Origin of the sequence: Streptomyces sp. Z423-1 (assembly GCF_013009255.1) — a bacterium.
Taxonomy (GTDB): domain Bacteria; phylum Actinomycetota; class Actinomycetes; order Streptomycetales; family Streptomycetaceae; genus Streptomyces; species Streptomyces gossypiisoli.
Genome location: NZ_CP053109.1, coordinates 5,001,524 through 5,023,022, shown reverse-complemented (window position 1 = coordinate 5,023,022; position 21,499 = coordinate 5,001,524). Strand labels below are relative to the sequence as shown.

Genomic DNA, 21,499 nt, shown 5'->3' with positions numbered 1-21,499 from the left:
CATGGACACCTTCGCCCTGGTCGTGACCATCCTGGTCGCCCTCTTCTTCACCTACACCAACGGCTTCCACGACTCGGCGAACGCGATCGCCACATCCGTGTCGACGCGCGCTCTGACGCCGAAGGCCGCCCTCACCATGGCCGCGGTCATGAACCTGGCCGGCGCGTTCCTCGGCAGCGGGGTGGCCAAGACGGTCAGCGAGGGCCTGATCGAAACGCCCCAGGGCTCCACGGGGATGGGCATCCTCTTCGCCGCCCTCCTCGGCGCGATCACCTGGAACCTGGTCACCTGGTACTTCGGCCTCCCGTCCTCCTCCTCCCACGCCCTCTTCGGCGGCATGGTCGGCGCGGCCCTGGCCGGCGGCACGCAGGTCTACTGGGACGGCGTCCTCGACAAGATCATCATCCCCATGTTCGTCTCCCCCGTCGTCGGCCTGATCGTCGGCTACCTGGTGATGACGGCGATCATGTGGATCTTCCGCCGCGCCAACCCGCACAAGGCCAAGCGCGGCTTCCGCATAGCGCAAACCGTCTCCGCGGCCGGCATGGCACTGGGCCACGGCCTCCAGGACGCCCAGAAGACGATGGGCGTCGTCGTCATGGCCCTGGTCATCGCCGACGTGGAGGACTACGGCGACCCGATCCCGCTCTGGGTCAAGATCGCTTCCGCCCTCATGCTCTCCCTCGGCACCTACGCCGGCGGCTGGCGCATCATGCGCACCCTGGGCCGCCGCATCATCGAACTCGACCCCCCGCAGGGCTTCGCCGCCGAAACCACCGGCGCGTCGATCATGTTCACCACGGCCTTCCTCTTCAAGGCCCCCATCTCCACGACCCACGCCATCACCTCGGCCATCATGGGCGTCGGCGCAACGAAGCGCGTGAACGCGGTCCGCTGGGGCGTGGCCAAGAACATCGTCCTGGGCTGGTTCATCACCATGCCCGCAGCAGCAGCGGTAGCGGCCTGCGCCTTCGGTCTCGTACACCTGGCGTTCCTCTAGAACCCCCGGCGCTGCGCAACCCGACGCAACGGGGTGCCGCCGCGCCCGAGCCGGGGACGCCCCGCAGCCCGGCGTCGCGGGCGGGGGCCACCACGCACGCCACGGCGATAGCCGCACTCGCGGACGCACGGAAGGGGCCGTGTCGGGGGGTGTCCGCCCGCAGCGGTTGGCGCGTCAACACGGGTGAGTTGGTAAGTGACCGATTTCGCGCCGTTCCGAGGACGGACACCCCCCGGCGCGGCCCCGACCCACACCCCGCACCGTAGGCGCTACCGCAACCACGCACACCACCCGCGCAGGCCGCCGCAGGCATCCGCACCCGCAGCACCCACAAACAAGCGGGGGCCCGCCCCCGGGAGCCAGGGGCGGGCCCTTGGTCCTCGCGGTGGCACCGCCATGCAGCACCGCGAGGAGTCGATACGTCAGCCGAAGCGACCGGAGATGTAGTCCTCCGTCGCCTGCACCGACGGGTTGGAGAAGATCCGCTCCGTGTCGTCGATCTCGATCAGCTTCCCCGGCTGCCCCACCGCAGACAGGTTGAAGAACGCGGTCCGGTCGGACACACGCGCAGCCTGCTGCATGTTGTGGGTCACGATGACGATCGTGAAGCGCTCCTTCAGCTCCCCGATCAGATCCTCGATCGCCAGCGTGGAAATCGGGTCGAGCGCGGAACACGGCTCGTCCATCAGCAGCACATTCGGCTCAACCGCGATCGCCCGAGCAATGCACAGCCGCTGCTGCTGACCACCGGACAGCCCCGACCCCGGCTTGTTCAGCCGGTCCTTGACCTCGTTCCAGAGGTTCGCCCCCTTGAGCGACTTCTCCACGATGTCGTCCAGCTGGGACTTCTTGTACGACCCCAGCAGCTTCAGCCCCGCCGCCACGTTGTCGTACACCGACATCGTCGGGAACGGGTTCGGCCGCTGGAACACCATGCCGACCTCACGCCGCACGGACACGGGGTCGACCCCCGCCCCGTACAGGTTCTCGTCGTCGAGCATGACCTTGCCCTCGACCCGCCCGCCCGGAGTCACCTCGTGCATCCGGTTGAGCGTACGCAGGAAGGTGGACTTGCCGCATCCGGACGGCCCGATGAAGGCCGTGACCGAACGAGGCTCAATGGTCATCGAGATGTCCTCGATGGCACGGAACGAACCGTAGTAGGCGCTGAGGCCGCTGACATCAATGCGCTTGGCCATATGGAAATCACTGCTTCTTTCAGAAATCGGTCGCTGAGTGGCCGCGTCAGCGACCGGTCTTCGGGGCCTTCCAGCGGGCAACGCCGCGGGCCGCCAGGTTCAGGATCATCACGAAGGCGATCAGCGTCAGGGACGCCGCCCAGGCACGGTCGTACGCCGCCCCGGAGCCCGCGCTGTTCGCGTACTGCTGGTAGATGTACAGCGGCAGTGCCTGCTGCGGGCCCTCGAAGGGGTTGTTGTTGATGAACGAGGAGCCCCACACCAGCAGCAGCACCGGCGCCGTCTCACCCGCGATACGGGCGATCGCCAGCATGACGCCGGTGGTGATGCCGCCGAGGGAGGTCGGCAGGACCACCTTGAGGATCGTGCGCCACTTGGGCACACCGAGCGCCAGGGACGCCTCGCGCAGCTCGTTCGGAACGAGCTTGAGCATCTCCTCCGTCGAGCGCACGACGACCGGCATCATCAGGATCGCCAGCGCGCACGAGCCCGCGAAACCGAAGGGCTGCATCTCGAAGATCAGCATCAGGCTGAGGATGAACAGACCGGCGACGATCGACGGGATACCCGTCATGACGTCGACGAAGAAGGTGACGGCCCGCGCCAGCGCGCCGCGCCCGTACTCCACGAGGTAGATCGCGGTGAGCACACCGATCGGCGCCGCGATGAGCGTGGCGAGACCGACCTGCTCAAGGCTGCCGATGATCGCGTGGTAGATACCGCCGCCCGGCTCGGAGTCGGCGACCAGGCCCATCGAGTGGGTCAGGAAGTAGCCGTCGAGGACCTTCACGCCACGCTTCACGGTCTCGTAGACCAGGGAGGCGAGCGGGATCACCGCGAGCAGGAACGCGACCCAGACGAAGGAGGTCGCGAGGCGGTTCTTGGCCTGCCGCTTGCCCTCGACGCTCGTCGCGATGACGAACGTGGCGAGGACGTAGAGGATCGCGGCGATCAGGCCCCACTGGACCCTGCTGTCGAGGCCACCGACGATGCCGATGCCCACCGCGAGGACGGCGGAGCCGCCGGCGATCGCCCACGGGGCCCACTTGGGCAGGCTGGCGCCGCGCAGGGTGCTGGTGCGCGCTTCGGTAAGGGTGCTCATGCGTTGGCCCCCGAGTACTCCTTGCGGCGGGCGATGATCGCCCGGGCCGCGCCGTTGACCAGCAGGGTGATGACGAACAGGACCAGACCGGAGGCGATCAGCGCGTCACGGCCGAACTCGGTCGCCTCGCCGAACTTGCTGGCGATGTTCTGGGCGAACGTACCGCCGCCCGGGTCGAGGAGGCTCAGCTGGATGACGTAGGTCGGGGAGAGCACGGTCGCGACGGCCATCGTCTCGCCGAGCGCGCGGCCGAGGCCGAGCATCGAGGCGGAGATCACGCCGGAGCGGCCGAACGGCAGCACGGCCATCCGGATGACCTCCCAGCGCGTGGCACCGAGGGCCAGGGCCGCCTCTTCGTGCATCTGCGGAACCTGGCGGAAGACCTCGCGGCTCACGTTGGTGATGATCGGCAGGATCATGATCGCGAGCAGGATGCCCACGGTGAGCATCGACCGGGGGGCGCCGCCCTCCCAGGAGAAGATGCCGGTCCAGCCCAGGTACGTGTCGAGCCAGCCGAAGAGGCCGTTCATGTGCGGTACGAGGATCAGGGCACCCCACAGGCCGTACACGATGGACGGCACGGCGGCGAGCAGGTCGATCACATAGGCGATGGGACCGCTCAGCCGGCGCGGGGCGTAGTGGGTGAGGAAGAGGGCGATGGCGACCGCGACCGGAACCGCGATGACCATGGCGATGATCGAGGACACCACGGTGCCGAACGCCAGGACGGCGATACCGAAGACCGGCGGGTTCGCGTTGGTGTTCCACTCGAAGGTGGTCAGGAAGTTGCCCTCGTCCTTGCTGATGGCGAGGGCGGCACGCCAGGTGAGGAAGACGGCGATCGCGCCCATGATCGACAGCAGCAGGATGCCCGACCCGCGGGACAGACCGAGGAAGATCCGGTCTCCGGGCCGGGTGGCGCCCCGCGCCGCGCGCTTCTGCTCGGTCACGGTGGGCGGGGGTGATGCGTCAGTGCTCTTGGTTGTTATGTCCATCGAGTTCTCCGGTCTGCGGAGCCCTACACGGCGTACGGCTCCTGGCGGCGGTGCACCGGACGGTGCGGTCCGGGTCCCGCGCGGGGCGGGACCCGGACCGCACTCGGGTCAGCTCAGGCCCGCGATGGTCTCGCGGATCTTGGTGATGATGTCATCGGGCATCGGGGCGTAGTCGTTGTCAGCGAGGATCTGCTGACCCTCCTCGCTGGCGATGTAGGTCAGGAACGCCTTGGTGGCGGGCAGGGTGTCCGCCTTGTTGCCCTTGTCGCAGACGATCTCGTACGTGACCAGGGTGATCGGGTAGGCACCCTCGGCCTTGGTCGCGTAGTCCAGCTCCATGGCCATGTCCTTGCCGGTGCCGACGACCTTGCCGGCGGCGATGGCCTTGGTGGCGTTCTCGACGGTGGCCTCGACCGGCGTGCCGGAGCCGTTGTCGATGGCGACCGTCTTGATGCCGTCCTTGGCGTACGACAGCTCGAAGTAGCCGATGGCGCCGTTGGTCTGCTTCACCTGCTGAGCGACGCCGGAGGACTGCGCGGCGGCCTGGCCGCCCTCGGCCTGCCAGGTCTTGCCGCCCTCGTACTTCCAGTCGCTCGGGGCGGCGGCCTTCAGGTACGCGGTGAAGTTGTCGGTGGTGCCGGAGTCGTCCGAGCGGTGGAAGGCCTGGATCTTGAGGTCCGGCAGCTCGACGTCCGGGTTCAGCTTCTTGATCGCCGGGTCGTTCCAGTTGGTGATCTTGCTGTCGAAGATCTTGGCGATGGTCGGCGCGTCGAGGACGAGGCTTTCGACACCGGCGATGTTGAATCCGACGGCGACCGGGCCGCCGACCATCGGGAGGTTGATGCCCTGACCACCGTCGGTGCAGGCCGTCCCCTTGGTGGTCGCGACCTCCTCGGCGTCCAGCGCGGAGTCCGAACCGGCGAAGGGAACCTGGCCCTGCGTGAACGCGGTGACACCGGCGCCGGAGCCGCCGGCCTTGTAGTTGATCTGGATGTCCGGGCAGGCAGCCGTGAAGTTCTTGACCCAGGCGTCGATCGCGTTCTTCTGCGCGGACGAGCCGTCGGAGAGAATCTGGCCCTTGGCGTCCATACAGTCGATGGAGCCGGTGGCAGCCGTGGTCGCGCCGCCCGAGTCGCCACCGTTTCCGGTGTCGTCGGAGCCGCACGCCGTGAGGGCCAGGGCGCCGGAGACGGCGAGAGCACCGAGGGTGAGGGCCCGCCGGTTCATGCGCTGAAGCTTCACTTTCGGGAATTCCTTCCAGGAGCCGCCGTCCTGATCGGCGGCGTGCGAAGTCTGCTGGTCGGCGCGGACGCGTATTCGAGCACGCCCGTTCACCGGTAAGGCCGAAATTAGGCAGATCAGGTGAAGCCGCCTATGGCCGTAAGTGAACGGAGGGTGAACCCCTGCGGTCGGTGTGGTTAGGTCACGGAATGCTTACGGGGAGAGCACGCACAGGTCCCGGCGGAGCCCCTACCAGCGCGTGCACTGTCAGCCACTCTCCGCAACCCCACCAGACACGAAAATATGCGACATGCCGCACCAAGCTACACGGACCGCAACTGTACGGGTCATCCCGGACGGGCGACAGGGGTGACTGCGGGTAACCGAAGCGGACCGCAGGACGCCATGGCCGAGCGGTCAGGCTGATCGGTGTCCGCTCCCCAGGTGGGAGTCGAACCACTGCCGAGCCGCAGCGGCGATCTCCTCAAAGGCACCCGGCTCATGGAACAGATGCGTGGCACCACGCACGACGTGGACCTCGCTCGGCGCGCCGAGCTGTGCGGCCGCTTCCTGGTTGGTTCGCGGGTCCGTCTCGTCATCGCCGCCGATGATGAAGAGCACGGGGGCCCGGACGCCCTGCAGCGCGTCGTACGTCAGGTCCGCACGCCCGCCCCGGACGACCACGGCCGAGACTCGTTGAGGCCGCTCCGCCGCTGCCAGGAGAGCCGACGTGTCGGCGCCGAACAGACATACCGGGACGTCAGCGGTTTCCGGCCGCTGATCCAGCCAGTCGATGGCGGCCACCAGCCGCTGAGCCAGGAACGGCACGTCGAAGAGATGCCCGGCCGAGCGTGCGTCTGCCCGCTTCTCCAGTTCGGTGAGGAGATCGAGGAGGAGCGTGCCCATCCCTGCCCGGTGGAACGTGTCGGCGAGCGCGCGGTCGCGCGAGCTGCCCCGGGAGCTGCTGCTGCCCTCGGCGATGACAACCACCGACCGCACCGGGCCGGGAACGACCAGATCGCCTGCGAGCGGGGCCCCGCTCGCGGGCACCAGTACCAGGTCGGAGATCATCTGCTTCTCCCAACGTGGGGGGTCGCTGGGCTCTTCGTGCCCCGACTACCCGAGGACAGAGCCGGTACGCGTCGCCGGCACAAGCCGACACAGCCGCCCGCACAAACGGGCGGTCCCCGGTGTTCCTCGCGCTGACGCGGGACGAACACCGGGGATGCCGAAGGTATTCGGGGCTCAGGCGGGCCTATCCGGTCAGGGTCGGCACGTAGGGGGACAGGGCGGGTGCGAGTTGCACGCCAGGGGCCAGGTGGAAGGCGACGAGGGCGTCCGGCAGGCCACGGCCGACGCGGGCCGCGTCCATGGTGCCCGGGGCGGCCAGTGGGCGGCAGCTGGCGGAGATGATGTCGAAGAGGTGCTGCACCCGGCCGGGTCCGCGGGGCAGCAGCTGACCGTGGAAGTCCTCGTGGTGGGCGAGCACGAGAGCGGCGAGTCCGGCGACGTGGGCCGAGGCCGTCCCGGTGCCGTCGAAGGCCGTGTAACCGCCCTGCGGCGAGCACGAGAGGACCGCGACGCCGGGAGCGGCGGCGTCGACACCTGGGCCGTAGCAGCTGAACGGCGCGGCGAACAGCCCTTCCGGTGTCAGCTGGGGGCCGACATGGGTGGCCTGGGAGGTGTCCGGCGGGAAGGATCCGAAGACTCCGAGCGCGCCCACGGTGTATACGGTGGGCAGCGAGCCGGGGAAACAGACAGGTCCGCCCGAGTCGCCCGCCGGCGCGACGCAGGCGATGCCTGCCGCGAGGGCGTCGGCGAGTTTGCGGGAGACCAGCGCCGACGCGTACGGGGTCGCCACCGCGATGTGGGCGATGTCGACCTCGTGGTCGATGCAGTGGTCCAGCGCGGCGATCAGGTCGCTGAAGCAGCCGCCGGGCTGCACCTGGCAGATCTCCAGCTCGGCGTCGACCGCGATGCCGATGACGCCCTTGCCGGTGTCCGCCCCGGCGATGACGCCCGCCGCGTGGGTGCCGGTGCCCACCGCGTCCTGGGCCCAGCCCTCTTCCGTGCCGCAGACGAAGTCGGCTCCGGAGCGCGCTCGCTGCTTCAGGTCGGGGTGCTCGGAGGCGACACCGGAGCCGATGACCGCGACCTTGATGCCGAAGGCACGGAACGTGGGAGGCAGCCGGTCCAGCCGCATGGCCTGCTGGCCCCAGCCGTACTGCTGCCTCTCGTCCAGCCCCGGGTACGCCTTGTCCAGCGGTGTGAGGGTGACCGTGTTCTCGCCGGTCAGTGACAGGTCGGGACGGTGGATCCAGCGGTCCACGTAGCCGCCGGCCGGCCGTACATACAGGGACTGAACGGACTCCTGGGTGTCCGTGGCCAGGGTGACGGTGACCGTCCCGTCGGCACCGGTGATGCCCTGCGCCGGCCAGGACGCCCCGATCAGGTACACCGCCGCACCGGCCAGCGGTTCGCCCTCCGGGCCGCAGACGCGCAGCGAGATGTCCGCGGGTTGTACGAGCGGCGCGACCAGTGCGGGATCGTGCAGCGGCACGATCCCCGTGGCCGGCGTGGCCGGCGAGGGCGCCGGACCGGTGCCGGACAGCGGCAGGTCCGGCTCGATGTGCAGGTGCAGCGACCGCATCGCCGGCAGCTGGGCCTCGGCCGCCTCGACCACCGCGATCTCCGGGCAGGAGGGGGGCGCCCCGCCCGACCGGAGCTTCTCCGACGGCTGGAGCTTGCGGATCACCTTGACCTCGGGCATGCGCTCCAGCCGATCGCACATCGCGTCAAAGCCGAGTTCGGGTACTCCCGGCGGGAGCAGGTGCTGCGGCAGCGGTGTCGCCATGTACCGCTCGCGACGCGGTTGCACCGGGCGCGCCGACTGCGCGCCTTTCTCACGCGGCCCTGCTCGCCTGCCCTCGGGTTCGGATCCTGCGGCGTCGCCGCCCTCCGACCCGCTCGCGCGGCTGTTTCCGGGCCTTTCCTTGACCATCACGTCCCACCTTCACCACGCCTACGTCGTAACTTGTGCTTCTGATCCGGCGACGGGGCGGCTCGCGCTCGCACGCTGATGCGGTGTGCCCGGGAGCAGTTCCGGGGCACACCGCATCGCGCCGCCCTCAGGTCAGCCGATATTGAACGGCTGACTCATCTGACCGAAGCCGAAGCCGGGCTGCTGGTACTGCTGGCCGAACGGCTGCTGCTGGCCGAACTGCTGCTGCTGCCCGTAGGGCTGCTGGCCGAACCCACCGCCGCCCCACGGCTGCTGACCCTGCTGACCCTGCTGACCCTGCTGGCTCTGCTGAAGCAGCGTCACGATCGCGGTCGGCAGCGCCTGCTGCACGGACTGCTCCACCGCGTGCCGGATGCCCGAGTGCAGCGAGCGGTGCAGCGCGAGAGCCAGGTACGGGTGCGCCTGCTGGGCCATGCCCGGCTGCATCTGGAGCTGCTGCTGGATCTGCTGGATCTGCTGGAACGTCTGCTGCACCTGCTGCGCGACCTGCTGGGCCGTCTGCTGGCACGCCTGCTGGATGGCCTGCTGGACCATCTGCGCGATCTGCTGCGGGCCGCCGGCCTGCGAGCCGACCTGCTGCAGGGGCTGGGTACCGGTCATCACCGACATGAATGCTCCATTCGAGCGTCTTCGCGGAAGCGGACACACGGACAGTGTCCGCTTTGTCGCATAATGTGACGTTCTTGACGTTAAGTCGGTGCTGGCTCCACGGCAATTCGAACGACCCGCTCGGGAGAAGCCGTGGCACGCGGGGCCGATGAGTCAGGGCGGGGCAGCAGCGGGGATCCGCGGAACCCGGGCGCCCGAGGAGCCGTCTCGTCTCACGTAAGCGTGGGAGCGGGAGGGACTCATGGAACGGCGTACGTTCATCGGGGGCGGGGCCGCCGCGGTCGTCGGGATCGCGTCGGCGGTGGCGTGCAGCGGCGGTTCCGGCACCGCCACGGCCACCCCCGCCACGGGCCGGGCCACCTCCCCGACGGGCCCCGGCATCCGTACGACCGCCGCCACGGCCGCCGCCGACTGGTCGGCGCTCGCCCGCGATCTCGACGGCCCCCTGGTCCGCCCCGGCGACGCATCCTGGCCGACGGCCCGCCGGCTGTACAACACCCGCTTCGACACACTGAAGCCCGCCGCCGTCGCCTACGTCGCCCACCCGGACGACATCAGCACCACCCTCGCCTACGCCCGCGCCCGCGGCCTCCGCGTGGCGATCCGCAACGGCGGCCACTCCTACGCCGGCTGGTCGTCCGGAAACGGCCGCCTGATCATCGACGTCTCAAAGCTCAACCGCGTCCGCGCCAGCGGCAATACCGCCGTGGTGGGCGCGGGCGCCAAGCTGATCGACGTCTACCGTGCCCTCGCCGCCAAGGGCGTCACCATCCCCGCCGGCTCCTGCCCGACGGTCGGCGTCTCCGGCCTGGTGCTCGGCGGCGGCCACGGGGTCGTCTCCCGGGCGTACGGCCTGACCTGCGACAGCCTCACCCAGGCCACCCTGGTCACGGCGAACGGCAAGCGGGTCACCGCCGACGCCACCACGCACAAGGACCTCTTCTGGGCCCTGCGCGGCGCGGGCAACGGCAACTTCGGCGTCGTCACCGAACTGCACTTCCGTACCCACCCGGCGCCGCAGGCGGTCTCGGCGTATCTGACCTGGCCGTGGCGCAAGGCCGCCGCGGTCGTGCAGGCCTGGCAGGAGTGGGGACCGGACCAGCCCGACGAGATCTGGTCGTCCCTCCACCTGGCGAGCACGCCCGGCCGCACCCCCACCGTCTCCGTCGCCGCCTTCTCCCTCGGCACCTACCGCGAACTGCAGAACGCCGTGGACCGCCTCGCCGCCCGCGTCGGCGCCTCGGCCTCCCACGTCTCGCTCAAGCGGCGCTCGTACGAGGAGTCGATGGAGGTCTACGCCGGGTGCTCCTCCTTCACCACCGACGCCCAGTGCCATCTCCCCGGCACGACCCCCGGCCGCTCGCCCCAGGGCGCGCTGGGCCGCGAGACGTACGCCGCCCGCTCCGACTTCTTCGACCGCTCACTGTCGGCGGCCGGCATCCGCACCCTGCTGGCCCAGCTGACGTCGGTGCGCGGCGGCGCGGGCAGCATCGCCTTCACGGCCCTGGGCGGCGCGATCAACCGCGTCTCCCCCACGTCGACGGCCTTCGTCCACCGCCGCTCGCGCATGCTGGCCCAGTACATCGCGTCCTGGCGTGCGGGCACGTCCGGCAGCACGGCCCAGTCCTGGCTGACCTCGGCGCACGGCGCGATGCGTCCGTACGCGTCGGGAGCGGCGTACCAGAACTACACGGACCCGACGCTGAGGAACTGGCGGAAGGCGTACTACGGGGACGCGGCACCACGCCTGACCCAGCTGAAGCGGATCTACGACCCGAACCGGGTGTTCACGTACCCCCAGGCGCTGTGAGAGGCAGGCACTGTGAGAGACAGCGCTGTGAGAGACAGCGCTGTGAGAGACAGCGCTGTGAGAGATACGCGCCCCAGGCTTTGTGAGGCTACGCCGCCAGATCCCGCTCCTCAGCCCCCGATGATTCCCCCGAAGATTCCCTCCGAGCCCCCGGAATCACGGCCTCCCGCTCCTCCCCCAGGGACCGCCGCCGCACCAGCCACCCCGCCCGGGGCGACCGCTCCACCGCCTTCGTCACCGGCGTCAGCAGGGCCATGGCCACCGGCGACAGCAACAACGCGACAGCCGTACCGAGCGCGAACCCGCCCACGACGTCCGTCGGGTAGTGCACCCCCATGTACACCCGGCAGAAGCCCTCGACCAGCGCCAGCCCGATCCCCACCAGCCCAAAGGTCCGATGCGCGATGAACAACCCCACCCCGAGGGCCATCGCGATGGTCGCGTGATCGCTCACGAACGAGAAGTCGGTCTTGCCGGAGACCAGTACCTCCAGCCCCTCGTGCTGAAGGAAGGGCCGGGGCCGCTCCACGAACCCTCGTATCGGCACGTTCACCAGCACCGCGATGCCCGCGGCCAGCGGCGCCCACACCAGCGCGGCGACGGACCCCGCCGCCTCCTCGCCGGAGACACCGCCGCGCCGCCGCACAGTCCACCAGCACCACACCACCAGCAGCACCAGGGCGAGCAGCAGCCCGTACTCCCCGACGAACTCCACGCCCCGGTCGAACCACCCCGGTGCGTCCTTGGCCAGGCCATTGATGTCGTAGAGCAGCTCGACGTCGGGGTTCGACCCGGATTGCGCGAGTCCAGCCATGGTGCAGCGGCCCCTTCGTCGTCGTCCGTCGGGCGCATCCGTGCATGCGCCGCTCTGCCACCCCCGTGGTCTGTAGATCCGCGTCGGGCTACGTCAACAGGAACGCACGGCCCCCGTCACTACGTTCCACATTCCACTGAATGATCACGCAGACGTTATCGAAGAGAGATACATCGCCGCAGCTCAGGGGTAGGGTTCACACTCTGTCCCGACCCTTTCGGGCCGCCGGAGGCAGCGCTTTCGCGCCATCTTCCGTGACCCGCGTGGCACCGAAGTAGTCGGGGGTGTCAATCGGGTCGAACCGGATCACGGCACCCGGCCGAGGCGCGTCGATCATGTACCCGCCGCCGACATAAATGCCCACATGCCGGATGGCCCGGGAGTTGGTGAGGTCGTCCGAAAAGAACACCAGATCCCCGGGCAGCAGCTCGTCCCGATCCGGATGCGGCCCGGCGTTGTACTGATCATTGGCGACCCGGGGCAGCGTGATCCCCACACTCTCGTACGCCGCCTTGGTCAGCCCCGAACAGTCGAACCGCCCGCCCTCCGCGGCCGTCCCGTCCCCGCCCCACAGATACGGCGTCCCGAGCTTCTCCTGCGCGTAGTGGATGGCCCCGGCGGCCTGCTCGGACGGATCGACCCGCCCGACGGGCGCGGCGAAGCTCTCCTGAAGGCTCGTGATGACCCGGACGTAGTTCTGGGTCTCCTTGTACGGCGGCACGCCCCTGTACTTGATGACGGCGTACGCCCCCGCGTTGTACGCGGCGAGCATGTTCTTCGTCGCGTCCCCCGGCACGTCCTTCACGTACTTGGCGAGCGTGCAGTCGTACGAAGCGGCCGACGGAATCGCGTCGTTGGGATCCCACACATCCCGGTCCCCGTCCCCGTCCCCGTCGATGCCGTGCGTGGCCCAGGTGCCCGGGATGAACTGCGCTATCCCCTGCGCCCGCGCCGGACTCTGCGCACGCGGATTGAACCCGCTCTCCTGGTACAACTGCGCGGCGAGCAACGCCGGATTGATGGCGGGACAGAGATTCCCCCACTCCTGCACGAGCGACTGATAGGCGGCGGGCACGGAGCCCTTGGCCAGCTTCCGTCCCGCTCCGCCGACGCCGTTGACCAGATTCCCCGCCACCACATACACCCCGACGACGAGCAGCATCACGAACGCGACCCCGGCACCCGTGGCGGCGACCGCCACGATCCACGCCTTACGCACCGTCAACCACCCATCATTGCCTGGGAGTACGCCCAGGTCAGTTTGACATCCTCTGCCCGTGAACGGGGCAGAATCCCATCCGTTTCACAGTGCGGCCCGGTGGGTGGTTGACGCTTCTAAGACCGGGTAACCCCGAGGTCTCCACGTCCTGACACCGCATGTCCTGCGGCGTGTTCGATGTTCCGGGCCGCATTGGTATCCGCGTTCTCAACGAATCCGCAGCCGTCTGCCTTGCAGACGAATCGGGACTGCGATTCACGGCTGCCGGGGGCGATGAACCCGCAGGCCGAGCAGCGCCAGGAGGTATTCGGGGCGGGGACCTTGACCAGGACTCCGCCCCGGTCGGCCAGCTTGTATTCGAGGAAGGTGACGGTTCGTCCCCATGCCTCGCCGCTGATCGACCGGTTCAGCCCGGCTTTCTGCCGGACGTTCGTGCCGGGGGCTTCCACGGTGCCCTTGGCGGACTTGACCATGTTCGTGATGGCCAGGTCTTCCACCCCGATGACGCCGAAGGTCCCGGCAAGCTCAGTGGTGGTCTTGTGCTGCCAGTCAAGGGCGCGGCGCGTGGCTCTTGCGCGGAGCTGCTTGATCTGGTCGTACGTGTGCTTGAGGCGGCTGCTGTTGCGCTCACCCGGCTTGCGGTGGGCGCGCCTGCGTTCCCGCTGCTGTTCCAGCCGCTTGAGCCGCTTGGCCTCACCAGGGGTGAGCCACGGCTCGTGTTCGCGGAAGGTGCCGTCTGAGAGCGCGAGGGGCTTGGCGATGCCCCGGTCGATGCCGGTGATCGGCCCCTCGTGCGGCTTGGGCTCGTCCACCTCGGTCTGGACGCGGAAGACGATGTACCAGCCGTTCGCTTCCTTCACCAGCCGCGCCCCGGTGACCTTGTTGTGCTTGTCCGCGCGTTTGCCGTACGGCAGGGCTTTGGTCCACCGGAACTTCACCAAACCGACCATGGGTACCCAGCACTGGCCCCAGTGCCGGGACAGGCGGGCGATCCGAAGGTCACGGCCCTGGGGGATGTCGATGGCGCGGCGTACGGTGCGTTTCTTGAAGGCCGGCGCTTCGGCGCGGCCTTCCCAGCAGTTCACCCACGCCCGGTGACACGTCTTGAGGACCTGCTGGGCTGCCTGCGGGGACGGCCCCAGCCAGGGAATGTCCTTGCGGGCCTGGCGTATCGCCTGGTCCATACGGCCGAGGGAACGCTGACACTTCGGCGTCATCTGCCACAGCTCGTGCAGCAGATTCCACATGGCGCGGGCGCCGTGGCCCTGGCCATCGACCTGGGCGAGCTGATCGGGGGTGAGGTAAAGCCGGGCCTTGTGGCCACGCTGACGCTTCAACTTCCCTCCCCAGTCACCTCGTTGGCCGATTCGCTGAACATACTGGCATTGGTGCATGTCACCGCGATAGGAAGCAGCAGTTGACGCGCTGCGAAGAGATCATGCGCGACGTGTGCACGGACTTCGAAGCCGAGTTGAAGCAGTTCAACGGCGAACGCGATCACGTACGTCTCCTGATGCACTACCCGCCGAAAGTCGCTCTCTCGAAGCTGGTCAACAGCCTCAAGGGCGTCTCCTCACGGCGGCTCCGCTTCGAGTACACGGGCGAGGTGAACCGGGCGATCATGCATGGGCGGTTCTCGTCCCGCTCGTACTTCGCAGGGAGCTGCGGCGGGGCACTGACCGTCGTACGCCAGTACATCGAGAACCGACGGCGCCCCGTCTGACCCGGCTGAGGTGGACAGCGCAGACCCGTGCCTCAAGACGAGGTCAGAGCAATCTTGGGATGGCCTACCCCCCCATGTGAACGCCAGGGCACTAGCCAAGATCATCGGTAGAGGCGACGTCCGCGGCTCGGGGTGATCACGCGGAGAGAACCTGTACGAGGCACCGCTCACGAGCCAGGGAAAGATCACCAATCGGGACGCTTTTGGCCCTCTGTCAGAGTGTCAGCGTTCCGTCGTCGCCTCTCAGACACACGGCGAAGGACCGTACACCGGGAACTCATTTGTCGTGACTTCGAACCCGAGCGGCGCCGGAAGGGGCACGGATTCGCCGAATTTGCCGGGCAGTGTGTCCCGGTAGGCACCGTTGTCGGGGCGGGTGTGCAGCGCCCAGATTCCCTTCCGGGGGTCGATGACCAGAAGGACGGCCACACCGGCGACCGCGTACCAGTCCGCCGTGTCCCTGATCTCCCTGGACTTCTCGGACTGGGAGACCACCTCGACGGCGACCTCGATGTCGCGCGGGTCGAGCAGCCAGTCGCCCGAATCCAGGAACTCCGACGGGCACACCAGGAGACCGGGCGTCACATAGTCGTCCGGGTCGTCCGGCATCTCAATGGACGACATCGCCACCGCGACGAGGTCCGGCGGCAGCTCGGGCCTGATCATCTTCTCCAGGAGATAGATCACCTTCGCGTGCTTGCCGCGCGGCGTCGGGGACATCACGAGCGTTCCTCCCGGAATCTGCACGCGCAGACCTGTCGCTTCCACGAGCTTCTCGGCGACTTCGCGCAGGTTGCCGGGGCGAGGCTTGGGGTGGATCCGCGGCAGGGACGACATCGGCACGGCGCCCGTCCTCCGTCCTTTCCGGTCCGGCTCCGGCACACAAGCGGGGGCGGTGGGAGGTCCGACATCCCGCTCGGTGTTGAGTCCACCGTACTGCGCGACCCGCTCCTTCCCGTCACGCTCCGCGCACGTATACGCGGCCTTCCCAAGCCGCTGCTCGACCTTGGCCACAGACCCCCTCCTTCGCGCTCCGAGCACACCCCATTACGCTAGGTCATCTCACTGACACTCGGCCCACAGCAACTTCCCGCCCTTCGACGCACCCAACTCGCACAGCACGGAGGCGCCCACAGAGTCGGCGCAGGCCCGGACGAGGTGCAGGCCGCGCCCGTTCTCGGCGTCGCCCGGCGGCACGACGGGTTCGGCACGGAAGCCGGGCGGAATCCTCGGGTAGGTGTCCCACACGCCGATCCGAAGACGGCCGGGTTCCATCGGCCGGACGCGGAGGGCGTAGGGGCCAGCGGTGTGGAGGTGGGCGTTGGTGAGGAGTTCGGCGGCCAGCAATTCGGCGGTGGGGGTGAGGTCGGCGAGGTCATGGGCGGCGAGGACGGTTCGGAGGGTTGCGCGGGCGATGCGTGGGGCGCGTGGATCGTGCGGGAGGTGAAGGGTGTAGGCCCAGGGCGGGGATACGGTGGCCATGGAAGTGTCCGATCCGTCAGGGGAGTTGGAGGGTGCGGGTGGTTGTTGCCCAGTGGCCTGCCGATCCGTCGAGCGGTGCGCTTCTGGGCGAAGTGGCGCCGAACTCAAACTAGCGGGACGCCATATATTCTTCATCCCATTCGGAGCGAGAACTACTGCAACCACCTATGTGGGTGACGAGCAGTACGGAGGAGCGACGGGCATGCCCGTGAGGACCAACCCAACGGCGCGACAACTCCGTTTCGGCGCCGAGTTGCGCAAACTGCGTGAGCGGGCAGGACTGTCGTCAACGGAGGCCGCTCGACTCCTCGGCATCAAGCAAGCCCAGGTCAGCAACATGGAGACCGGCCGCCTCGCGGTGAGCGCCGAGCGCGTGCGCACCATGGCCTGTCAGTACGACTGCCCCGACAAGGCGCTCGTCGAAGCCATTGCCGGCATGACAGGCGAACGCAGACGCGGATGGTGGGAGGAGTACCGGGAGATCCTGCCGTCGGGGCTGCTGGACCTGGCCGAACTCGAGTCCCACGGCACAGCGCTGCGGACCGCTCATACCTCGGGCATCCCTGGCCTACTCCAGACCCTGGAGCACGCTCGCGAGGTGTTCCGTCAGGTCGTGCCCGAGCTCTCACCTCCCGAGGTGGAGCACCGTGCCTCCTTCCGCATCAAACGCCAAGCGGTGCTCTTCCGGAAGGACCCGATCCCGTACCGGGCGATCATCCACGAGGCCGCCCTGCACATGAGATTCGGCGGACGGGATGTCGCCAAGCAGCAGCTCAAGCACCTGCTCAAGATGAGCGAACACCCCAACATCTCGATCCACGTCATCCCGTTCGACGCCGGCGGTTACCCCGGAGCGGGCCAGCCCATCTACTACGTCCACGGACCCGTACCGCAGCTCGACACCGTCCAGTTGGACCAGTCGCACGGCATCGTCCTGCTGGACGCCGAGACCCAACTCGACAAGTACCGCAAGGTGCTGGACCGCCTGATGGCCCTCAGCCTGATCGAACTGGAATCACGAGCCCTCATTCACAGCATCATCCAGCCCCTCTGAGAGGCCCACATGTCCACCACCCCCTGGCAGAAGTCCTCGTACTGCGGCGAGGGCGAATCCTGCGTCCACGTCGCGACCACCACCGAATCGATCCTCCTCACCGAAAGCAGCGACCTCACCCACGCGATACTCAAGGCCACCCCGGCCGCCTTCAGAACTCTGCTCACCGCCCTCAAAAGGGAACCCCACACCACCGGCCCCAGCCACCGGATCGAAATCACCTTCGACGAGGGCGACGACGCCAACACCCCTGTGCACCTCCGCGAAACCAGCGCACCGGACATCGTCGTCACAACCGACCGTCGCAAGTGGGACGCCTTCGTACTCGGCGTACAGGCCGGCGAGTTCGACCACTTCGCGGAGGGGATGGCGACTCCGACCGAATGAACGCACCTTGGCCGGAACTGCGTTGCTGCTGCAACGAGCGGGCTGGTACAGATGAACAGCCTGTTGTCAGTGGCGTGTGTGATGCTGAGACGGACTGAGGAAACGTATCAGCATGGGGAGTAACGGGGGTTGACGTGACGGGGTGGGACATCTCCCCCAGTGGCGTGGAGTCGATCCTGTCGCTGGTGGGCCTTGCGGCTGAAGACCTGAGCAAGGACATCAAGGGCTACGGCGAGAGCGCGGCGGAGGCCGCACGGTTCGCGGGCACGATCAGCGGGCCGTACTGCGGTGACGCGCCCGTCGGGCCGGTGGGCCTCGCGGTGGCGAACTTCGTGTCCGACAACGAACGCAGCATCAGGTTCATGGCCGCGCGCACCAAGAAGACGATGGACGGCACGGTCAAGGCCACTACCGAGTACGTCGAGGGAGACCTGGCCATGGCCGCCGAGGCCCAGCGGCAGGCGGCCAAGGCGCCCACTCCGGCCGAGCTCCGCGCCGTCGGGGAGAAGACCGACGGCAAGGGCGGGAAGTAGCCGACGTGATCAATCCGGGCGGGATACCGCAGTACACCGGTGACTTCGAGCAGTTGGGGACGGCCGCAGCCGACCTGCGCAAGCACGCCTCAGGCATTCGGGACGGAGGCAAGGGCATCCATTCCCGCTTCCAGGCGACGGCCGCGTACTACCAGGCCCCGGAGGCCGACCAGCTGTTCTCCTCCACCCAGCCGGTGATGGACACGGCGGACAACTTCGCTGCCGACATCGAGACTCTCGCCGACGCCCTGGACACCTTCGTCGCCGAGGCCAAGCCCCACGCCGACCGCCTGCAGCAGCTGAAGCAGGACGCCATTTCCTTCGTCGACAGTGTCGAGGGCGATGACGACTGGACCGAGGACCAGGACAAGGTCGACAGGCACCAAGCCCTGATGGACGACGTGGCGGCGGCGGTCGAGGGTTTCCAGGAGGCCGAGCGCAACGCCGCCAACAAGATCAACGCGATCAGCAAGACCGTGTGCCGGCCCGCCTGGGTCCCGGACGACGGCACGCACGCCCCAGGCATGTACGGCCTGGACGCCGACGTGCTCAAGGGCGTGCAGGACCTGCCGTGGGGGAGCCCCGAGGGGCTCACCTATGAGCGGTGGAGCCTGGACTGGTGGGGGCACGGAGTCAAGAGCTGGGCGTGGGACGGCATCGCCAAGGACAGCGTCTGGGGTGGCATCGACGGGCTCGGGACGCTCATGGGCTACCACGGCGCGGAGGCCCGTGACGAAGCCTGGGACGGACTGCGGCGCACCTTCGTGGGCGCCTACGCCTACGGCATGGACCTCGTCGGGCAAGAGGAGCATCTGTCCGACTGGCAGGCGGAGAGCAAGGCGTACGCGAAGGAGTTCGGCAAGCAGTTCATCGCGTACGACATGTGGGAGGAGGACCCGGCCCGCGCCCACGCCGTGGTCACCTTCAACCTCCTCACGCTGGGCGCCGGACCCGCCGCCGGCGTCGCGAAGCTCAGCAAGGGCGGCACGCTGGGTAAAACGGCCGGCACCCTGGCGAAGGTCGGCGACGCGCTCGATCCGATCTCCGGCAGCCTGAAGGCGGCCAACGCGCTCTCGACCCTTCCCAAGGTCTCCCAGGTGCTGGCCAACATCAGCGACCACCTTCAGTTCCCGAGGACCAGGTTCCCCGACGGCGCCCTCGACCTCAGCGACCGCTACCGGGTCGACAAGAACGGCAACCTCATCCCCCTGAACCCGGACGGCACCTCCAACACGACACCAGCGCCACACGAACCCGCCGCAGCCGACCGAGCGATCGGCACCCGGCCCGACGACCGTGAACTGGTCGGCGCCGGTGCCCGCACGGCGGAGAGCACGGCCCGTACCGGCGACGAACTGTCACCTCAGGCACGGCAGGACGCTGGTGGCGCGAGCGGCCAGGGGGCCGCGTCAGCGCAGGGAGGGTCTGGTCACACCAGTGAGCCTGGAGGCGGACACGCTGCTCATCAGCCGGGTGCGGACCACGGCGGCAGTGCCGACGGCACCGATGGAGGTGCGGCGGACGGCGCAGGCACTGGACACGGACCTGGCAGCAGCGATGGTGGGACGGACGGCATTCCACCCGCTGCGCCCAACGGGTCCTCGCCAGATGGTGAGGGTCAGCCCATGGTGCGCGGGGGTGAGACGGAACAACGCGTCCGTGATGCGCTAAAGGGCGTCCCAGGCAACAAGCGGCCGAAGCCTGACGTTCTCGAGAGGGCGCTCGACCGGCTCGCTTCGGAACGCGACGGCCAGCGTGTCGCCGAGGTCATAGCCTCGGGTCAGTTCAACAAGAGTGACGAGTACGGGCAGGTGGTGTCGACTTTGGGAGCGAAGAAGGAGCAAATGTTCCAACCTGCCGCCGACCAACTCATCCTCGCCGATGACCTGGCCAGGAGTGGCGTGCCCGCTCACGCCATCGACTTCGAGCAGAAATTTCCCCCCGGTGCGGACATGGACATCCGCCTCGCGGACGAGAACGGTGACGTCTACGCCTACCAGATGAAACGCCTGAACAATCCCCAGGATCCGATCAGTGAAATAACCCGGGGGAAATACTTGCTTCAGCTGGCACGAGCCGATGCCAATCACCAAATTTTGCTCGTGGACGGAGCCCGAGGAACTCGCGCGGACTGGATATCCAACGGGTCCTACGATGCCCTCATGGACATCCACCAGGGCGGCCGCGGCCCGAAGGGCCGAGGCATTACATTCTGCATACGTCTTGAGGACGGGAATCTCGTGATTCCGCCTGGCAGTAAGATCGATCCCAAGGACATGCTGTGATCACCTCGAATCCCGTTGGCGACTGGAATTGGGAAGTCACGTCGAATACCGGTGGTGCACGGCCTGTCCGCGCCGCCGAGATCGCGGTCGCCACATGGAACGTACTAGCCCGGCATGACCTGGCACTTCCTGTGGGAATGGTCGACGTTTCGGTACGCCCCAGGGACAACATGCGGGACTTCCGTATCCACGTCAGCGGTCTGCCCCTGGAACAGGATCCGCTGGCCCCGGAAACGGCGCTGTCACGCGTGATGGCCGATGCCGAATCACTTGAGGGCGACTTCCTCGTCACCGTGCGGGTCGATTGCCCCGGCTTCTGGCTGGAGTCGGGAGCCCAGCACCGCGTGGAGAAGTTTTTCGTTGTCCATGTCGACATATGGGAGGGCAGCCTCCTCGCGGTGACGCTGGAGACGTACTCCGACGTGTGGTTGACGATGGACACGCGCGACCGGGAGCAGCCCGAGGTGTACGCGGAGAACGCGCCCCGACTCGCCGCCGCTCTGGAGGGCATCTCGGCCTTGCTCGGCTGTTCCCCGACACCGGGCGACGAGAATCGCTTCGCGGCACCCACGGAAACGGGTTTCGAGGATCCCCGGATCGAGGGCACTGCCTTCGATGATTCTTGGGGGACATTCGAGATTCCCGCTCGGTCGACGCTGCTCCACTCCGGAATTCCGGATTCCGAGGACGAGTACGAAGAAGTAACCGACCAGCCCGTGCGCTATTTCACGATCCAGCGCAATGGTCGGACGCTGGGCTACATCTGGGCCGCGGTCGGCGAGCAGGCCGCCGGGTATGAACCCCGCACCGCCGCCGGGAATGACGCGTTCGCCGCAGGAGCCGAATGGCTGCTGCGGCTGCGCGCTGCCTACAAGCACGGGCTCACGGCGGTGGCCGCGCTGGACTGGGTGGCGCGGCAACCACCGCGACCCGAAATCGGCTTGATCGCCGAAGACGCCCCCCAAGAGAGTCCGTCCTTGGACGCTCTGCAAGAGCTGTCGGGCCGGTACTGAGCCACGACACAGCTCTTCACCTCAGGAGCCA

General features: G+C 68.2%; 19 protein-coding genes and 1 pseudogene. 8 read left to right on the top strand and 12 right to left on the bottom strand.

The features are described from left to right. The first annotated feature begins 1 nt into the window (after position 1). Complete coding sequence (locus HJD23_RS22430) at positions 2–1,000, top strand: inorganic phosphate transporter (protein WP_171110496.1); 999 nt, start codon at positions 2–4, stop codon at positions 998–1,000. 422 nt (positions 1,001–1,422) lie between these two features. Here the strand turns inward: HJD23_RS22430 and pstB are convergent, their stop codons facing one another. From pstB to HJD23_RS22395, 7 genes are all read right to left on the bottom strand, one after another. After that, positions 1,423–2,199, bottom strand: coding sequence for a phosphate ABC transporter ATP-binding protein PstB (pstB, locus tag HJD23_RS22425; RefSeq protein ID WP_141314808.1), 777 nt, complete (start codon positions 2,197–2,199; stop codon positions 1,423–1,425). A gap of 46 nt (positions 2,200–2,245) precedes the next feature. After that, positions 2,246–3,301 (bottom strand): phosphate ABC transporter permease PstA, encoded by a 1,056-nt coding sequence (pstA, locus tag HJD23_RS22420; RefSeq protein ID WP_171110495.1) that lies wholly within the window; start codon positions 3,299–3,301, stop codon positions 2,246–2,248. Then, positions 3,298–4,296: a phosphate ABC transporter permease subunit PstC gene (gene pstC / locus HJD23_RS22415; protein WP_171110494.1), complete on the bottom strand. Its 999-nt coding sequence runs from the start codon at positions 4,294–4,296 to the stop codon at positions 3,298–3,300. Before pstC ends, pstA begins: the two co-directional genes overlap by 4 nt. A gap of 108 nt (positions 4,297–4,404) precedes the next feature. Beyond that, positions 4,405–5,538, bottom strand: a complete 1,134-nt coding sequence (gene pstS, locus HJD23_RS22410) for a phosphate ABC transporter substrate-binding protein PstS (protein ID WP_171110493.1) — start codon at positions 5,536–5,538, stop codon at positions 4,405–4,407. 396 nt (positions 5,539–5,934) lie between these two features. Then, positions 5,935–6,588 carry a dienelactone hydrolase family protein gene (locus HJD23_RS22405; protein WP_171110492.1) on the bottom strand — a complete coding sequence of 218 codons (654 nt, stop codon included), beginning with the start codon at positions 6,586–6,588 and terminating at the stop codon, positions 5,935–5,937. A gap of 184 nt (positions 6,589–6,772) precedes the next feature. Continuing rightward, positions 6,773–8,371: a S8 family serine peptidase gene (locus tag HJD23_RS22400; RefSeq protein WP_232107945.1), complete on the bottom strand. Its 1,599-nt coding sequence runs from the start codon at positions 8,369–8,371 to the stop codon at positions 6,773–6,775. Between the two features lie 279 nt (positions 8,372–8,650). Beyond that, entirely contained in the window at positions 8,651–9,148 is a 498-nt protein-coding gene (locus tag HJD23_RS22395; protein WP_171110490.1) for a hypothetical protein, read from the bottom strand. Positions 9,149–9,389: 241 nt separating this feature from the next. Between HJD23_RS22395 and HJD23_RS22390 the strand changes: the two genes are divergently transcribed. Then, positions 9,390–10,958 (top strand): FAD-binding oxidoreductase, encoded by a 1,569-nt coding sequence (locus tag HJD23_RS22390; RefSeq protein WP_171110489.1) that lies wholly within the window; start codon positions 9,390–9,392, stop codon positions 10,956–10,958. Between the two features lie 88 nt (positions 10,959–11,046). Here HJD23_RS22390 and HJD23_RS22385 read toward each other — a convergent pair whose 3' ends face one another. From HJD23_RS22385 to HJD23_RS22375, 3 genes are all read right to left on the bottom strand, one after another. Then, the gene (locus HJD23_RS22385; protein ID WP_171110488.1) at positions 11,047–11,772 is read right to left on the bottom strand and encodes a phosphatase PAP2 family protein; all 726 of its coding nucleotides are present in this window, start codon (positions 11,770–11,772) and stop codon (positions 11,047–11,049) included. Positions 11,773–11,968: 196 nt separating this feature from the next. Next, positions 11,969–12,997, bottom strand: coding sequence for a bifunctional lytic transglycosylase/C40 family peptidase (locus HJD23_RS22380; RefSeq protein ID WP_197972947.1), 1,029 nt, complete (start codon positions 12,995–12,997; stop codon positions 11,969–11,971). 110 nt (positions 12,998–13,107) lie between these two features. Then, positions 13,108–14,328, bottom strand: coding sequence for an RNA-guided endonuclease TnpB family protein (locus HJD23_RS22375; RefSeq protein ID WP_171134066.1), 1,221 nt, complete (start codon positions 14,326–14,328; stop codon positions 13,108–13,110). Between the two features lie 80 nt (positions 14,329–14,408). On the opposite strand from HJD23_RS22375, the pseudogene tnpA reads away from it, so the two are divergent. Continuing rightward, positions 14,409–14,714: pseudogene (gene tnpA / locus HJD23_RS22370) on the top strand (IS200/IS605 family transposase); the annotation flags it as partial. Positions 14,715–14,957: 243 nt separating this feature from the next. Here tnpA and HJD23_RS22365 read toward each other — a convergent pair. Next, the gene (locus HJD23_RS22365; RefSeq protein ID WP_171119204.1) at positions 14,958–15,551 is read right to left on the bottom strand and encodes a Uma2 family endonuclease; all 594 of its coding nucleotides are present in this window, start codon (positions 15,549–15,551) and stop codon (positions 14,958–14,960) included. A 225-nt stretch (positions 15,552–15,776) separates the two neighbouring features. Next, positions 15,777–16,196, bottom strand: a complete 420-nt coding sequence (locus HJD23_RS22360) for an ATP-binding protein (RefSeq protein ID WP_171117965.1) — start codon at positions 16,194–16,196, stop codon at positions 15,777–15,779. Positions 16,197–16,398: 202 nt separating this feature from the next. Between HJD23_RS22360 and HJD23_RS22355 the strand changes: the two genes are divergently transcribed. The 5 genes from HJD23_RS22355 to HJD23_RS22335 all read left to right on the top strand — a co-directional run bounded on the left by HJD23_RS22355 (position 16,399) and on the right by HJD23_RS22335 (position 21,468). Continuing rightward, on the top strand, positions 16,399–17,250 hold the full coding sequence (locus HJD23_RS22355; RefSeq protein ID WP_171117963.1) for a helix-turn-helix transcriptional regulator: 852 nt from the start codon (positions 16,399–16,401) through the stop codon (positions 17,248–17,250). A gap of 9 nt (positions 17,251–17,259) precedes the next feature. After that, a complete protein-coding gene (locus HJD23_RS22350; RefSeq protein ID WP_171117961.1) occupies positions 17,260–17,637 on the top strand; it encodes a DUF397 domain-containing protein in 378 nt (125 codons plus the stop codon). Positions 17,638–17,771: 134 nt separating this feature from the next. Next, positions 17,772–18,170, top strand: coding sequence for a DUF6507 family protein (locus HJD23_RS22345; protein ID WP_171117960.1), 399 nt, complete (start codon positions 17,772–17,774; stop codon positions 18,168–18,170). Between the two features lie 197 nt (positions 18,171–18,367). Next, entirely contained in the window at positions 18,368–20,455 is a 2,088-nt protein-coding gene (locus HJD23_RS22340) for a hypothetical protein (protein ID WP_171117958.1), read from the top strand. Continuing rightward, positions 20,452–21,468 (top strand): hypothetical protein, encoded by a 1,017-nt coding sequence (locus tag HJD23_RS22335; RefSeq protein ID WP_171117956.1) that lies wholly within the window; start codon positions 20,452–20,454, stop codon positions 21,466–21,468. The genes HJD23_RS22340 and HJD23_RS22335 overlap by 4 nt, the downstream gene beginning before the upstream one ends. Positions 21,469–21,499 lie beyond the last annotated feature (31 nt).

What these genes read in the sequence shown, in the direction of transcription:
- HJD23_RS22390 (WP_171110489.1), top strand. Translation starts at nt 9,390, where the DNA reads ATGGAACGGCGTACGTTCATCGGGGGCGGGGCCGCCGCGGTCGTCGGG.
- HJD23_RS22405 (WP_171110492.1), bottom strand. Translation starts at nt 6,588, where the DNA reads ATGATCTCCGACCTGGTACTGGTGCCCGCGAGCGGGGCCCCGCTCGCA.
- HJD23_RS22365 (WP_171119204.1), bottom strand. Translation starts at nt 15,551, where the DNA reads ATGTCGTCCCTGCCGCGGATCCACCCCAAGCCTCGCCCCGGCAACCTG.
- HJD23_RS22395 (WP_171110490.1), bottom strand. Translation starts at nt 9,148, where the DNA reads ATGTCGGTGATGACCGGTACCCAGCCCCTGCAGCAGGTCGGCTCGCAG.
- pstC (WP_171110494.1), bottom strand. Translation starts at nt 4,296, where the DNA reads ATGGACATAACAACCAAGAGCACTGACGCATCACCCCCGCCCACCGTG.
- HJD23_RS22340 (WP_171117958.1), top strand. Translation starts at nt 18,368, where the DNA reads ATGGACACGGCGGACAACTTCGCTGCCGACATCGAGACTCTCGCCGAC.
- pstA (WP_171110495.1), bottom strand. Translation starts at nt 3,301, where the DNA reads ATGAGCACCCTTACCGAAGCGCGCACCAGCACCCTGCGCGGCGCCAGC.
- HJD23_RS22355 (WP_171117963.1), top strand. Translation starts at nt 16,399, where the DNA reads ATGCCCGTGAGGACCAACCCAACGGCGCGACAACTCCGTTTCGGCGCC.
- HJD23_RS22350 (WP_171117961.1), top strand. Translation starts at nt 17,260, where the DNA reads ATGTCCACCACCCCCTGGCAGAAGTCCTCGTACTGCGGCGAGGGCGAA.
- HJD23_RS22430 (WP_171110496.1), top strand. Translation starts at nt 2, where the DNA reads ATGGACACCTTCGCCCTGGTCGTGACCATCCTGGTCGCCCTCTTCTTC.
- pstB (WP_141314808.1), bottom strand. Translation starts at nt 2,199, where the DNA reads ATGGCCAAGCGCATTGATGTCAGCGGCCTCAGCGCCTACTACGGTTCG.
- HJD23_RS22385 (WP_171110488.1), bottom strand. Translation starts at nt 11,772, where the DNA reads ATGGCTGGACTCGCGCAATCCGGGTCGAACCCCGACGTCGAGCTGCTC.
- HJD23_RS22400 (WP_232107945.1), bottom strand. Translation starts at nt 8,371, where the DNA reads ATGGCGACACCGCTGCCGCAGCACCTGCTCCCGCCGGGAGTACCCGAA.
- HJD23_RS22360 (WP_171117965.1), bottom strand. Translation starts at nt 16,196, where the DNA reads ATGGCCACCGTATCCCCGCCCTGGGCCTACACCCTTCACCTCCCGCAC.